This window comes from Kitasatospora sp. NPDC127060 (assembly GCF_042724935.1).
Classification (GTDB): domain Bacteria; phylum Actinomycetota; class Actinomycetes; order Streptomycetales; family Streptomycetaceae; genus Kitasatospora.
On record NZ_JBHXEG010000138.1, the window covers coordinates 1 to 13,106 of the forward strand.

The following is a 13,106-nucleotide window of genomic DNA, read 5'->3' on the forward strand; positions in this document are numbered from 1 at the left end:
TGAGTTCTCAAGGAACGGACGCTTCCTTCGGACCGCCTTCCAGCGGGCCCTCCGGGCGCTTCGTTCTTTCGTGTTTCCAGCTTAGCAGATGTTTTTCGCTCCGTTTACCGGGGCTTTCCGCATCCGAAATCTGGTGTTAACCGCCAAGTTGCGGCGACTCGACCAACCATAGCGGGTCAGTGACCGGAGTGCGAATCGAGGCGCGTCCGGGGTCACCCGGGTGGCGGCATGATTTGTTGCTCTCGCGAGCATATACAGCAATGGTCCTGATTCGCCAAGATGCCTGTAGAGTGCGGCGCATCGACCAAGAGGACTAGACCAGTCATGAGTCGATGTGACGCCGGTCGGTAGACGGGGCGGGGGCGTGGTTCTTCGCCCGGGAACGTCGACAGTTGTCCGAAGTTGACATGATTTAGGCTTCAGCTGATCGTGTGCCGCACCTCGCGGCCGCTCGCTGTATTGCGCACTTGGGAGGCACCACCATGACCACTGTGACGTCGCCGCTGACCGGCAAGGTTGTCGGGCTCGCCGGCGTGCCGGACCCGGTGTTCTCGGGTGCGATGGTCGGCCCCGGCACCGCGATCGACCCGGTCCGTCAGCCCACCGAGGCGGTCGCTCCGGTGGACGGTGTCGTCGTCTCGATGCACCCGCACGCCTTCGTCGTGGTGGACGCGGACGGGCACGGTGTGCTGACCCACCTCGGGATCGACACCGTGCAGCTGAACGGCGAGGGCTTCGAGCTGCTGGTCAAGAAGGGCGACACGGTGACCCGTGGTCAGGCCGTGATCCGGTGGGACCCGGCCGCCGTCGAGGCTGCGGGCAAGTCGCCGATCTCGCCGATCGTGGCGCTGGAAGCCGCTCCCGACTCGCTGACCGACCTGCGCGAGTCCGGCGAGGCCAAGGCGGGCGACCAGCTGTTCAACTGGAGCTGACCCCTCTATCACCGACACACACCCGCCCCGCAGGAGTTGACGGGGCGACCCGGCATTCAGCGGTTCCCGGCGGGACCGCTCCTCTCAGCGGAGATACAGGTACATGGAGAAGACACTGCACGGCGTGGGTGTCAGCCACGGGGTCGCGATCGGCCAGGTGCGGCACATGGGCACGGCGGTCCTGGAGCCCCCGGCCACCCAGATCCCGACCGAGGACGCCCCGCGTGAGCAGGCGCGCGCCCAGGCTGCCGTCGAGGCGGTCGCCGCGGACCTGATCGCCCGCGGCAATCTGGCGGGCGGTGAGGCGCAGGCCGTGCTGGAGGCCCAGGCGCTGATGGCGCAGGACCCGGAGCTGATGGCCGATGTGTCCCGCCGGATCGCCGTCGGCAGCAGTGCCGAGCGCGGTGTGTTCGACGCCTTCGCCGCCTACCGGGCGCTGCTGGCCTCCGCCGGGGAGTACCTGGCCGGGCGGGTCGCCGACCTGGACGACGTGCGCAACCGCATCGTGGCCCGGCTGTTGGGCGTGCCGATGCCGGGCGTGCCGGACAGCGACGAGCCGTACGTGCTGTTCGCGCGGGACCTGGCGCCGGCCGACACCGCGCTGCTGGACCCGACGCTGGTGCTCGGCTTCGTGACCGAGGAGGGCGGGCCGACCAGCCACAGCGCCATCCTGGCGCGGGCGATGGGCGTGCCGGCCGTGGTCGCGCTGCCGGGGGCATCGGACGTCGCCGAGGGCACCGTCGTCGCGGTGGACGGCAGCTCGGGCGACGTGCTGCTGGAGCCGTCTCAGGAGAAGCAGGACGAGCTGCGGGCGATCGCCGCCGAGCGCAAGGCCGTGCTGGCCGCCTCCTCCGGCCCGGGGCAGACCTCGGACGGGCACCGGGTGCCGCTGCTGGCAAACGTGGGTGGCCCGGCTGACGTGCCGGCCGCGCTGGAGAACGGGGCCGAGGGGATCGGCCTGTTCCGTACCGAGTTCCTGTTCCTGGACGACTCGGCAAAGGCTCCCAGCGAGGAGAAGCAGGTCGAGGCGTACCGCAAGGTGCTGGAGGCCTTCCCGGAGGGCCGGGTCGTGGTCCGGGCGCTGGACGCGGGCGCGGACAAGCCGCTGGACTTCCTGACCCCCGCCGACGAGCCGAACCCGGCGCTGGGCGTGCGCGGTCTGCGCACCCTGCTGGAGCACCCCGAGGTGCTGGCCACCCAGCTGCGGGCGCTGGCCAAGGCGGCCGAGGGCCTGCCGGTGCACCTCGAGGTGATGGCCCCGATGGTGGCCGACCGCAAGGACGCCGCGGACTTCGCGGCGGCCTGCCGCCAGGCCGGGCTGGACGCCAAGTTCGGCGCGATGGTGGAGATCCCCTCGGCCGCGCTGCGGGCCCGCGCGATCCTGCAGGAGGTCGAGTTCCTGTCGCTGGGAACCAATGACCTCGCTCAGTACACCTTCGCCGCCGACCGTCAGGTCGGTGCGCTGGCCCGGCTGCAGGACCCGTGGCAGCCGGCCCTGCTGGACCTGGTCGCCGCGGCCGCCGACGCGGCGCGGGTGGCCGGCAAGAGCTGTGGCGTCTGCGGTGAGGCGGCCTCGGACCCGCTGCTGGCCGTGGTGCTGACCGGTCTGGGCGTCACCAGCCTCTCCATGGGCTCGGCCTCGATCCCCTACGTGCGGACCACGCTGGCCAAGTACACCCTGGCGCAGTGCCGCCGGGCGGCCGAGGCGGCCCGGGCCGCGGACAGCGCCGAGGAGGCGCGGGCCGCCGCCCAGCAGGTGCTGTCGGGCGAGTGAGACGGTAGAGCAGGAGGAGGGGCGCTCCCACCGCACCGGTGGGGGCGCCCCTTCGGCGTTCCCGGGGCTGGGTCAGGCCTGGCGGTCGGCCCGCAGCCGCTCGAAGAAGCGCAGGTGGTCGATGTCGTCCACGGAGCCGGGGTTGACGGCCTGCTCCAGCGGGGTGCCGGAGAGGATGCGCTTGACCGGGACCTCGATGCGCTTGCCGGTGAGGGTGTGCGGCAGGCCGCGGACGGCGATCACCTCGTCCGGGACGTGGCGCGGGGAGAGCTCGGTGCGCAGCGAGGTGCGGATGCGGCCGATGACGTCCTCATCCAGTTCGGCGCCCGGGGCCATGACCACGAAGAGCGGCATCCAGTAGCCGCCGTCGGGCTCCTCCAGGCCGATGACCAGGGATTCGGCGATCTCGGGGAGGCGCTCGACCACCTCGTAGATGTCCGAGGAGCCCATCCGGACGCCCTGGCGGTTGAGGGTGGAGTCGGAGCGGCCGTGGATCACGACGGTGCCCCGGGAGGTGACGGTGATCCAGTCGCCGTGCCGCCAGACGCCGGGGTAGGTGTCGAAGTAGCTGGCGTGGTAGCGGGTGCCCTCGGGGTCGTTCCAGAAACCGGTGGGCATCGACGGGATGGGCCTGGTGACGACGAGTTCGCCGACGGTGTCGGTGTGCGGGTGGCCCTGGACGTCCCAGGACTCGACGGCGGCGCCGAGGCAGGGGGCCTGGATCTCGCCGAGGTACACCGGCAGGGTGGGGACTCCGCCGACGAAGCAGGAGCAGACGTCGGTGCCGCCGCTGACCGAGGCGAGCCAGACGTCCTGCTTGACCTCGTCGTAGATCCAGCGGAAGCCGTCGGGCGGGAGCGGGGAGCCGGTGGTGCCGATGCAGCGGACGGCGGAGAGGTCGAGGTCGCGGCCGGGGTGCAGCTCGGCCTTGCGGCTGGCGATGACGTACGCGGCGGAGGTTCCGAGGACAGTGGCGCCGGTGCGGGCGGCGACGGACCACAGGGCGCCGGTGTCGGGGTGGCCGGGGCTGCCGTCGTAGGTGACGATCGTGGCCCCGACCAGGAAGCCGGCCAGCAGGAAGTTCCACATCATCCAGCCGGTGGAGGTGTACCAGAGGAAGCGGTCCTGGGGGCCGAGGTCGAGGTGGAGGCCGGCCTGCTTGAGGTGCTCCAGCAGGATGCCGCCCTGGCTCTGGACGATGGCCTTGGGCAGGCCGGTGGTGCCGGAGGAGTAGAGGACCCAGAGCGGGTGCTCGAAGGGGACGGGCTCGAAGACCGGCTCGACGTCCTCGGCGACCAGGTCCTCCCACTGGAGGGCGCCCTCGGGGGCCGGGGCGCCGAGCAGCGGGACGTGCACCACGGTGTGCAGGCTGGGGAGTTCGCGGCGCAGCTCGGCGACCACCTCGGTGCGGTCGTGGTCCTTGCCGCCGTAGTGGTAGCCGTCGACGGCGAAGAGGACGGCGGGTTCGATCTGCTGGAGGCGGTCCAGGACGCTGCGGGCGCCGAAGTCGGGGGCGCAGCTGGTCCAGACGGCGCCGACGGCGGCGGTGGCGAGGAGGGCGACGGCGGCCTGCGGGATGTTGGGCAGGTAGGCGCCGACCCGGTCGCCGGGGCGGACGCCGCGGGCGCGCAGGGCCGCGGCCAGCGAGCCGACCTGGCGGCGCAGCTCGGACCAGGTGAGCACGGCCGGCTGCTCGGTGGTCTCGTCCAGGTGGAGGATCGCCGGGCGGTCGGGGCCGGTCTCGGCGGCGCGCAGGGCGTGCTCGGCGTAGTTGAGGCGGGCGCCGGGGAACCAGCGGGCGCCGGGCATGGCCGGGTCGGCGAGGACGGCCTCGGGGGCCTCGGTGAAGCGGACGTCGAACCACTGGGTGACCGCCGTCCAGAAGCGGTCGAGGTCACCGGTGGACCAGGCGTGCAGGTCCGCGTAGCGCTGGGCGGCCTGCTGGTCGTCGGCGGCCGGGGCGAGCGGGGCGGCCGGGGCGCCGTGGTGCTCGGCGGCCCAGGCCTGGAAGGCGACCAGGCTGGTGGCGGCGGCGCGAGCGGGGTTGGGGCGCCAGAGCGGCTGGTCCTGGGAAGGGGTGCTCACGGTGGTGGTCTCCCGGCCGGTGGTGGGGACGGGTGAGCTCGTGGCCAACCCGTCCGGTTGGGCTGTCGGTGCAGACCATGCCATGTGAGCGCCCGCTGCGCCAGGGTCGGCCGGTGGGTCAGCGGGGGGCGAACTCGCCGTCGAACCAGCGGCGCAGGACGCCGTTGTGGAAGTCCCACACGAGCGGGGTGTCGACGGTGGCGAGCAGCCAGCCCTCGGTCTCGTCGGTGGGGCGCGAGGGCGGGAGTTCGGCGAGCGGGCGGGCGGGGAGGAGCCCGCAGAGCATCACGAAGCGCCCGTTGGGGTCGGAGGCGGTGTGGATCAGCCGGACGTCGGCGGCGTCGGCCGTGATGCCGGTCTCCTCGCGGAGTTCGCGCACGCACGCCTGCTGCCAGCTCTCGCCGTAGTCCAGGTAGCCGCCGGGGAAGGCGAGTTCGCCGTAGCCGGGTTCGATGGTGCGGCGGATGACGACCAGGGCCGGGTCGGCGCCGGGCCGGGTGACCGGCAGGACGGTGACAACGACGGGCAGCGGGTTGCGGTAGCTGATCCCGGCGCAGCCGGGGCAGGTGCGGGGCCAGGTGTCGGTGCCGGCCGGGTACGGCGAGCCGCAGAAGTGGCAGTGGGAGAACGGCCGGTGGGCGGTCCGCGGCGCTTCGTCGGTGGTCATGGGCGGATGGTAGCCGGGGGCTCGGCGGGCCCGGTCGGCGGCGGGCCTTCGGTGGCCGGCCCCTCGCAGTCGGGCTGGTCCTCGCGGGCGGGGCGGAGCAGGGCGGGGTGGAGCAGCCGGGCGCCGCCGGCGTGGTAGGTGCGGGCCCGGGGACCGCCGCGGGCACCGCCGCGCTCGGTGGTGGAGCCGGTGCTCTCCACGAAGCCCGGGACGGAGAGGACCTTGCGGTGGAAGTTGCCGGGGTGGAGCTTCTCGTCCCAGACGGCCTCGTAGACGGCGCGGAGGTCGGGGATGGTGAAGTCGTACGGCAGGAAGGCGGTGGCGAGCGGGCTGTACTCCAGCTTGGCGCGCACCCGGTCGAGGCCGTCGGCCAGGATGCGGGCGTGGTCGAAGGCCAGCCGGATCGGGCCCGGTGGGACCGGCTGGGGGCCGGTGTGCCCGTCGACGCCACCCCCGTGGGTGTCGGCGGGCACACCGGCGGCTTGGGCGCGGTCGGCGGACCGCGGGGCCGGGTCGAGGTCGGCGACCGGGTGCCAGGCGGCGGCCGCGGCGTCCGTGCCGGCCTGCGGGTCGGGCAGGTCCGGGGCGAAGGCCAGGTAGGCGACCGAGACGACGTGCATCCGTGGGTCCCGCTCGGGGGCGCCGTAGGTGCCGAGCTGTTCGAGGTGGAGCCGGCAGAGCGCGGCCTCGGCGGCGCCCAACAGGCCCGTCTCCTCGGCGAGTTCGCGGGCGGCGGCCTCGTCGAGGCTCTCCTCCCCCGCTTTCAGGAAGCCGCCGGGCAGCGCCCAGCAGCCCTGGTAGGGCGGGGCGCCGCGCTCGACCAGCAGCACGTGCAGCCGGCCCGCCCGTAGCGTCAGGGCCACCACGTCGACGGTGACGGCGACCGGGGTGTAGGCGCGCGGGTCGTACGCGGCGAGCCACTCCTGCTCGGCCGTGGGCCCGGCGGCGGGCCGGTGGGACGTGTCGTCCGCTGCCATCGCCGGCTCCTCTCCGCGCCCCTGGGGCACATGGTGCTGTCGTTCTCGGGATGAGCACAACGTAACGACTTCGTTCCCGGGCGGCAAACGGTTTTCCCGGCCGCCGGCGGTCTCCGGCTTCTAGGCTGTGACCAGGAACGACCGTGCCCGAGGAGGCCCAGATGCGCACTGCTCCCCCGCCGGACTTCGCCACGGCGCTGGCGGCCGGCCCGCTGGTCCTGGACGGCGGGATGTCGAACCAGTTGGCCTCCGCCGGGCACGACCTGTCGGACGCCCTCTGGTCGGCCCGGCTGCTCGCGGACGACCCCGGTGCCGTGGTGGCCGCACACCGGGCGTACTTCGCGGCCGGGGCGGAGGTCGCCATCACGGCGAGCTACCAGGCGAGCTTCGAGGGCTTCGCCCGGCGCGGGGTGGGGCACGCGGCGGCGGCCCGGCTGCTGGCGAGCAGCGTGGAGCTGGCCCGGGAGGCGGCGCGGGCCGAACCGGGCGGGCGGCGGCGCTGGGTGGCGGCGTCGGTCGGCCCGTACGGGGCGGTACTGGCGGACGGTTCGGAGTACCGCGGCCGGTACGGGCTGAGCCACGCGGAGCTGGTGGCCTTCCACCGGCCGCGGCTGGAGGTGCTGGCGGCGGCCCGGCCGGACGTGCTGGCGCTGGAGACGGTGCCGGACGTGGACGAGGCGCGGGCGCTGCTGGAGCTGGTGCGCGGGCTGGGGGTGCCGGCCTGGCTGTCGTACAGCGTGGCGGGCGGCCGGACCAGGGCCGGGCAGCCGCTGGCGGAGGCGTTCGCGCTGGCGGCGGAGGTGGACGAGGTGCTGGCGGTGGGCGTCAACTGCTGCACGCCGCAGGACGCGGACCAGGCGGTGGCGGTGGCCGCCGAGGTGACCGGGAAGCCGGTGGTGGTGTACCCGAACAGCGGGGAGCGGTGGGATCCGGAGCGCCGGGACTGGCGCGGGGAGCCGACCTTCCGTTCGGCGCGGGTGGGCGGCTGGCTGGCGGACGGCGCCCGGCTGGTCGGCGGCTGCTGCCGGGTCGGCACGGACGGGATCGCCGCGCTGGCGGCCGAGGTGACCGTGCGGCGCGGGGTCGAGGCGGAGCGCGGCGACAGTGCGGCGGGGCGCGGCCGGGGGCCCGCGTGGGCGGGCGCCCCGGCCTGGCCCGGTGGCGCGGGCGCCTGAGCAACCGCGCCCGGGTGGCGGAGCGGGGGGCGCGGAGCGGGGGCGGCTCCGGCGCGGCGGTGCGGAAGGTTAACACCAGGCCGAGCGCGGGTTACCGAGGGGGAAGGTGCACGGACGTCCGGACGCCTGGCAGACTCGTCCCCGTCACCACTGCGGTCGACAATGTCGACCACCTGTCAGCCCGGAGGTATCCATGCCCGGCCCGATCCAGTCGCTCTCCCGGGCCGCCGCGATCATGCGCCTGCTGGCCGGCGGTGAGCGCCGCCTGGGACTTTCCGAGGTCGCGACGGCGCTGGACCTGGCCAAGGGCACCGCGCACGGCATCCTGCGCACGCTGCAGCAGGAGGGGTTCGTCGAGCAGGATCCGGAGAGCGGCAAGTACCAGCTGGGCGCCGAGCTGCTGCGGCTGGGGCAGAGCTACCTGGACGTGCACGAGCTGCGGGCTCGGGCGCTGGTGTGGGCGGACGACCTGGCCCGGGCGGCCGGCGAGACCGTCTACCTGGGGGTGCTGCACCACCAGGGCGTGCTGATCGTGCACCACGTGTTCCGGCCCGACGACACCCGGCAAGTGCTGGAGGTGGGCTCGATGCAGCCACTGCACAGCACCGCGATCGGCAAGGTGCTGGTGGCCTACGACCCGGTCGCGCGCGGGGAGTTGGGCGACGGCCCGTACGAGTCCTACACCGTGCGGACGTTGACCGAGGCGACCGACCTGGACGCCGAGTGCGCGCTGATCCGCGAGCGCGGCTGGGCGGACTCGATCGAGGAGACCTGGGAGGGCGTGGCCTCGATCGCCGCGCTGATCCAGGACCGGCGGCGCAACCCGGTGGGCGCGGTCTGCATCAACGGGCCGGTGGAGCGGGTCTGCGAGGACGGCTTCGTGAAGCCCTCGCTGGTGGCCTCGGTGCGCAGCGCGGCGCGGGCGATCTCCCGCGACCTGGGCGCCGGGCGGTTCTGACCGGAGCGGTCTATTCGTCACGCTGAGGCGCGGACGGGCGGTGAGCCTGTCCGCGCCTTGGCGTTTTGCCCTGATTCGGGACGCTCCGCTGGGTAACTTCGGGAGACCCACCGAGGGAAGGGTCACAGCTGCGTAACCCCGCCTTGACGCGGGGCCGACCCGGGGAGGAAGCTTCCGCATGACGGTCGACATTGTCGAACGGCGGCCGGGAAGATCACTCCCACAATGCGCTCACCCGCACAGCGATCGACCGGCCCACCCCCACCCGCACCTCCGGGCCATGACAAGGGAGTCTTTGTGTCCGCGTTCTCCAACGGCGACGTCTTCGTCGGCGAAACCCTCGGCACCGCCGCCCTGATACTCCTCGGCGGTGGCGTCTGCGCCGCCGTGACCCTCAAGAAGTCGAAGGCCGTCAACGCCGGATGGCTGGCGATCACCTTCGGCTGGGGCTTCGCGGTCCTCATCGCCGCCTACATGTCGGCTCCGAAGTCCGGCGCGCACCTCAACCCGGCCGTCACCATCGCGCTCGCGGTCAAGAGCGGCGAGTGGAGCCAGGTGCCGCTCTACCTCGGCTCCCAGCTGCTCGGCGCGATCATCGGCGCCACGCTGGTCTGGCTCACCTACCTCGGCCAGTTCCAGGCCAACAAGGAGCCCACCCTCGGCATCTTCTCGACCGGGCCCGAGATCCGGAACCCGATCCAGAACGTGATCACCGAGGTCATCGGCACCTTCGTGCTCTGCTTCGCGATCCTCACCATCGGTACCAACTCCGGCCTCTCGCAGTCCGGCACCAGCACCCTGATGGTCGCCTTCACCGTCGTCGGCATCGGCCTCTCCCTCGGTGGTCCGACCGGCTACGCCATCAACCCGGCCCGTGACCTCGGCCCGCGCATCGCCCACGCCCTCCTGCCGATCCCCAACAAGGGCAGCTCCGACTGGTCGTACGCCTGGATCCCGGTCGTCGGCCCGATCCTGGGCGGCCTGGCGGCCGGTGGCCTGTACAACGCCATCTTCTAGAAACCGCCGGGTTCGAACCCACCGAGCACGGGGACTGACCGGACGTCCGTGTCAGGCCCACCCACCCCGTAACCCCCGAACTTGAGCCGAGGACCCTCCACATGACCTCCACTGGCAACTACATCGCCGCGATCGACCAGGGCACCACCTCCAGCCGCTGCATCATCTTCGGCGCCGACGGCCGGATCGTCTCCGTCGACCAGCAGGAGCACCGGCAGATCTTCCCCCAGCCCGGCTACGTCGAGCACGACGCCGCCGAGATCTGGACCCGGGTGCAGTCGGTCGTCCGCGGTGCGCTGGAGAAGGCCGGGCTGACCAAGGACGACATCCGCGCGATCGGCATCACCAACCAGCGCGAGACCACCGTCCTGTGGGACAAGAACACCGGTGAGCCGGTCCACAACGCGCTGGTGTGGCAGGACACCCGCACCGAGGCGCTCTGCCGCGAGCTGGGCCGCAACGTGGGCCAGGACCGCTTCCGCCGCGAGACCGGCCTCCCGCTGGCCAGCTACTTCGCCGGCCCGAAGATCCGCTGGCTGCTGGACAACGTCGAGGGCCTGCGCGAGCGCGCCGAGGCCGGCGACATCCTGTTCGGCACCATGGACACCTGGGTGATCTGGAACCTCACCGGTGGTGTCGACGGCGGCAAGCACGTCACCGACGTGACCAACGCCAGCCGCACCATGCTGATGAACCTCAAGACCCTGGCCTGGGACGAGGACATCGCCGAGTCGATGGGCGTGCCGATGGCCGTCCTGCCGGAGATCCGCTCCTCCGCCGAGGTGTACGGCGAGGCCGTCGGCGACCTGGCCGGCGTCCCGGTCGCCTCCGCGCTCGGCGACCAGCAGGCCGCGCTGTTCGGCCAGACCTGCTTCAACGAGGGCGAGGCCAAGTCCACCTACGGGACCGGCACCTTCCTGCTGCTGAACACCGGCGAGAAGATCGTCAACTCGTACCACGGCCTGCTGACCACCGTCGGCTACCGGATCGGCGACCAGGCTCCGGTGTACGCGCTGGAGGGCTCGATCGCCGTCACCGGCTCGCTCGTCCAGTGGCTGCGCGACCAGCTCGGCATCATCTCCACCGCCGCCGAGATCGAGACCCTCGCCAACACGGTCGAGGACAACGGCGGCGCCTACTTCGTCCCGGCCTTCTCCGGCCTGTTCGCCCCGTACTGGCGCTCCGACGCCCGCGGTGTGATCGCCGGTCTGACCCGGTACGTCACCAAGGGCCACCTGGCCCGGGCCGTCCTGGAGGCCACCGCCTGGCAGACCCGCGAGGTCGTCGACGCCATGCAGAAGGACTCCGGGGTCGAGCTCACCGCCCTGAAGGTCGACGGCGGCATGACCAGCAACAACCTGCTCATGCAGAACATCGCCGACGTCCTGGACGCCCCGGTCGAGCGCCCGTACGTGGCCGAGACCACGGCCCTCGGCGCGGCCTACGCGGCCGGACTCGCCGTCGGCTTCTGGAACGACCTCGACACCCTGCGGGCCAACTGGCACCGCGCCGCCGAGTGGACCCCGCGCATGGACGAGGCCACCCGGGAGCGTGAGTACAAGAAGTGGCTCAAGGCCGTGGAGCGCACCATGGGCTGGGTGGAGGAAGAAGAGAACAACTGACCGACCAGCCGGTCGGGGCCCCGGGCCCCGGCCGGCCGCCCGCTGTTCCGGCAACGGGCGTCACCGCGTTTCACCGGCCCGCCGCACCGGGCCGACCGGCCTCTCTCGTAGGGGCCGCACCGCACACGAGAGGAGTAACGGCGCCGCCCGACCAGCGCGCCGTACACAACCACCATGGCAACCATCCCGACCCTGGGCGCCGAGCGCACCGCCGGCCGCACCGCCTCCCGCGCCGAGACCCGTGAGCTGCTCGGCAAGGCCACCTACGACCTGCTGGTGATCGGGGGCGGCATCCTCGGCACGGCCGTCGCCTGGACCGCGTCCCAGGCCGGCCTGAAGGTCGCCATGGTCGACGCCGGCGACTTCGCCGGCGCCACCTCCAGCGCCTCCTCCAAGCTCGTCCACGGCGGCCTGCGCTACCTGCAGACCGGCGCGGTCAAGCTGGTCGCGGAGAACCACAAGGAGCGCCGCGCGCTCTCCACCGACGTGGCCCCGCACCTGGTCAACCCGCTGACCTTCTTCGTGCCGGTCTACAAGGGCGGCCCGCACGGCGCGGCCAAGCTCGGCGCCGGCGTGTTCCTGTACTCGGCGCTGTCCGCCTTCCGCGACGGCATGGGCCGGGTCTCCACCGCCGCCCACGCCGCCCAGCAGGTGCCCGCGCTGCGCACCGAGGGCCTGCGCTCGGTGGCCGTCTACGGCGACCACCAGATGAACGACTCGCGCGTCGCGGTGATGACCGTGCGCGCCGCCGTCGACGCCGGCGCCGTGGTGCTCAACCACGCCGAGGTCACCGGCCTGCGCTTCACCGGCGGCCGGGTCACCGGCGCCGAGCTGCGCGACCGCCTGGACGGCACCGAGTTCGGCGTCAACGCCCGCCTGGTGCTCAACGCCACCGGCCCGTGGGTCGACCACCTGCGCACGATGGAGGACGCCGGCGCCGCGCCGTCGATCCGCCTCTCCAAGGGCGCCCACGTCGTGGTCAAGCGCCGCTCGCCGTGGCGCGCCGCGCTGACCATCCCGATCGACAAGTACCGCGTCTCCTTCGCCATCCCGTGGGAGGACCACGTCCTCCTCGGCACCACCGACGAGGAGTACACCGGCGACCCGAAGGACGTCCGGGCCACCGACGCGGACATCGACCAGATCATGGGCGAGGCCGCGCACGCGATCCGCGACGAGCACCTCGACCGCGACCTGATCACCTACTCCTTCGCCGGCCTGCGCGTGCTGCCCGGCGGCCCGGGTGACACCGCCGCCGCCAAGCGCGAGACCGTCGTCACCGAGGGCCGCGGCGGCATGCTGTCGGTCTCCGGCGGCAAGTGGACCACCTACCGCCACATCGGCCGCGCCGTGCTGGAGAAGCTGGCCCACGTGCCCGGCACCAGCCTCGGCGAGGACATGTCCCCGATCGCCCCGACCGTCCCGCTGCCGGGCGTCGGCGCGCCGAACGCGGTGGCGCACCGCCTGCTGATCGACCGGGAGCCGGGCTCGCGGATGGAGCCGCTGGTCGCCAAGCACCTGGCCAGCCACTACGGCACCCTCTCCTTCGAGATCGCCCGCATGATCGACGAGAACCCGGAGCTGGGCCGGCCGATCCACGAGGACGGTCCGGACGTCTGGGCGCAGGTCGCCTACGCGGCCGAGAACGAGTGGGCGTACACCACGGACGACGTCCTGCGCCGCCGCACCACCATGACGGTGCGCGGGCTGGACACGCCGGAGATCCGCGACGAGGTCGAGGCCTTCCTCGCGAAGCGTGGGAGCAAGTAAGCGCAGCCTCGCGAAGCGTGGGAGCAAGTAAGCACAGCCTCGCGAAGCGTGGGAGCAAGTAAGCACAGCCTCGCGAAGCGTGGGAGCAAGTAAGCAGCTTTGCCAGTCGGCAACTGCGCTACGGCGGGT

10 protein-coding genes are annotated in these 13,106 nt (G+C 72.9%); 7 read left to right on the forward strand and 3 right to left on the reverse strand.

All coding sequences use genetic code 11. From position 1 onward, the window contains the following. Window positions 1-482: 482 nt before the first annotated feature. A complete protein-coding gene (locus tag ACFWIS_RS39225) occupies window positions 483-932 on the forward strand; it encodes a PTS glucose transporter subunit IIA (RefSeq protein ID WP_380463299.1) in 450 nt (149 codons plus the stop codon). A gap of 103 nt (window positions 933-1,035) precedes the next feature. Continuing rightward, window positions 1,036-2,706, forward strand: a complete 1,671-nt coding sequence (ptsP, locus tag ACFWIS_RS39230) for a phosphoenolpyruvate--protein phosphotransferase (protein WP_380463297.1) — start codon at window positions 1,036-1,038, stop codon at window positions 2,704-2,706. Between the two features lie 72 nt (window positions 2,707-2,778). Here ptsP and ACFWIS_RS39235 read toward each other — a convergent pair whose 3' ends face one another. From ACFWIS_RS39235 to ACFWIS_RS39245, 3 genes are read right to left on the reverse strand one after another with little or no spacing between them, the layout of a single operon-like run. Next, a complete protein-coding gene (locus ACFWIS_RS39235) occupies window positions 2,779-4,875 on the reverse strand; it encodes an acetoacetate--CoA ligase (RefSeq protein WP_380463295.1) in 2,097 nt (698 codons plus the stop codon). 34 nt (window positions 4,876-4,909) lie between these two features. Beyond that, a complete protein-coding gene (locus tag ACFWIS_RS39240) occupies window positions 4,910-5,458 on the reverse strand; it encodes an NUDIX domain-containing protein (RefSeq protein WP_380463293.1) in 549 nt (182 codons plus the stop codon). Continuing rightward, the gene (locus ACFWIS_RS39245; RefSeq protein WP_380463291.1) at window positions 5,455-6,435 is read right to left on the reverse strand and encodes an NUDIX domain-containing protein; all 981 of its coding nucleotides are present in this window, start codon (window positions 6,433-6,435) and stop codon (window positions 5,455-5,457) included. Before ACFWIS_RS39245 ends, ACFWIS_RS39240 begins: the two co-directional genes overlap by 4 nt. Before the next feature lie 161 nt (window positions 6,436-6,596). Here ACFWIS_RS39245 and mmuM point away from each other — a divergent pair, with 161 nt between their 5' ends. The 5 genes from mmuM to ACFWIS_RS39270 all read left to right on the forward strand — a co-directional run bounded on the left by mmuM (window position 6,597) and on the right by ACFWIS_RS39270 (window position 12,977). Continuing rightward, the gene (mmuM, locus tag ACFWIS_RS39250; protein WP_380463289.1) at window positions 6,597-7,610 is read left to right on the forward strand and encodes a homocysteine S-methyltransferase; all 1,014 of its coding nucleotides are present in this window, start codon (window positions 6,597-6,599) and stop codon (window positions 7,608-7,610) included. A 193-nt stretch (window positions 7,611-7,803) separates the two neighbouring features. Further along, entirely contained in the window at window positions 7,804-8,568 is a 765-nt protein-coding gene (locus tag ACFWIS_RS39255) for an IclR family transcriptional regulator (protein WP_380463287.1), read from the forward strand. A gap of 297 nt (window positions 8,569-8,865) precedes the next feature. Then, on the forward strand, window positions 8,866-9,585 hold the full coding sequence (locus ACFWIS_RS39260) for an MIP/aquaporin family protein (RefSeq protein WP_380463285.1): 720 nt from the start codon (window positions 8,866-8,868) through the stop codon (window positions 9,583-9,585). 101 nt (window positions 9,586-9,686) lie between these two features. Continuing rightward, entirely contained in the window at window positions 9,687-11,207 is a 1,521-nt protein-coding gene (glpK, locus tag ACFWIS_RS39265; RefSeq protein WP_380463283.1) for a glycerol kinase GlpK, read from the forward strand. A 174-nt stretch (window positions 11,208-11,381) separates the two neighbouring features. Further along, the gene (locus ACFWIS_RS39270; protein ID WP_380463281.1) at window positions 11,382-12,977 is read left to right on the forward strand and encodes an FAD-dependent oxidoreductase; all 1,596 of its coding nucleotides are present in this window, start codon (window positions 11,382-11,384) and stop codon (window positions 12,975-12,977) included. The last annotated feature ends 129 nt before the right edge of the window (window positions 12,978-13,106 follow it).

Bases quoted from the DNA above. Each gene is read 5' to 3' on its own strand.
- glpK (WP_380463283.1), top strand. From the start codon at position 9,687: ATGACCTCCACTGGCAACTACATCGCCGCGATCGACCAGGGCACCACC.
- ACFWIS_RS39255 (WP_380463287.1), top strand. From the start codon at position 7,804: ATGCCCGGCCCGATCCAGTCGCTCTCCCGGGCCGCCGCGATCATGCGC.
- mmuM (WP_380463289.1), top strand. From the start codon at position 6,597: ATGCGCACTGCTCCCCCGCCGGACTTCGCCACGGCGCTGGCGGCCGGC.
- ACFWIS_RS39240 (WP_380463293.1), bottom strand. From the start codon at position 5,458: ATGACCACCGACGAAGCGCCGCGGACCGCCCACCGGCCGTTCTCCCAC.
- ACFWIS_RS39235 (WP_380463295.1), bottom strand. From the start codon at position 4,875: ATGGCATGGTCTGCACCGACAGCCCAACCGGACGGGTTGGCCACGAGC.
- ACFWIS_RS39225 (WP_380463299.1), top strand. From the start codon at position 483: ATGACCACTGTGACGTCGCCGCTGACCGGCAAGGTTGTCGGGCTCGCC.
- ACFWIS_RS39245 (WP_380463291.1), bottom strand. From the start codon at position 6,435: ATGGCAGCGGACGACACGTCCCACCGGCCCGCCGCCGGGCCCACGGCC.
- ACFWIS_RS39270 (WP_380463281.1), top strand. From the start codon at position 11,382: ATGGCAACCATCCCGACCCTGGGCGCCGAGCGCACCGCCGGCCGCACC.
- ptsP (WP_380463297.1), top strand. From the start codon at position 1,036: ATGGAGAAGACACTGCACGGCGTGGGTGTCAGCCACGGGGTCGCGATC.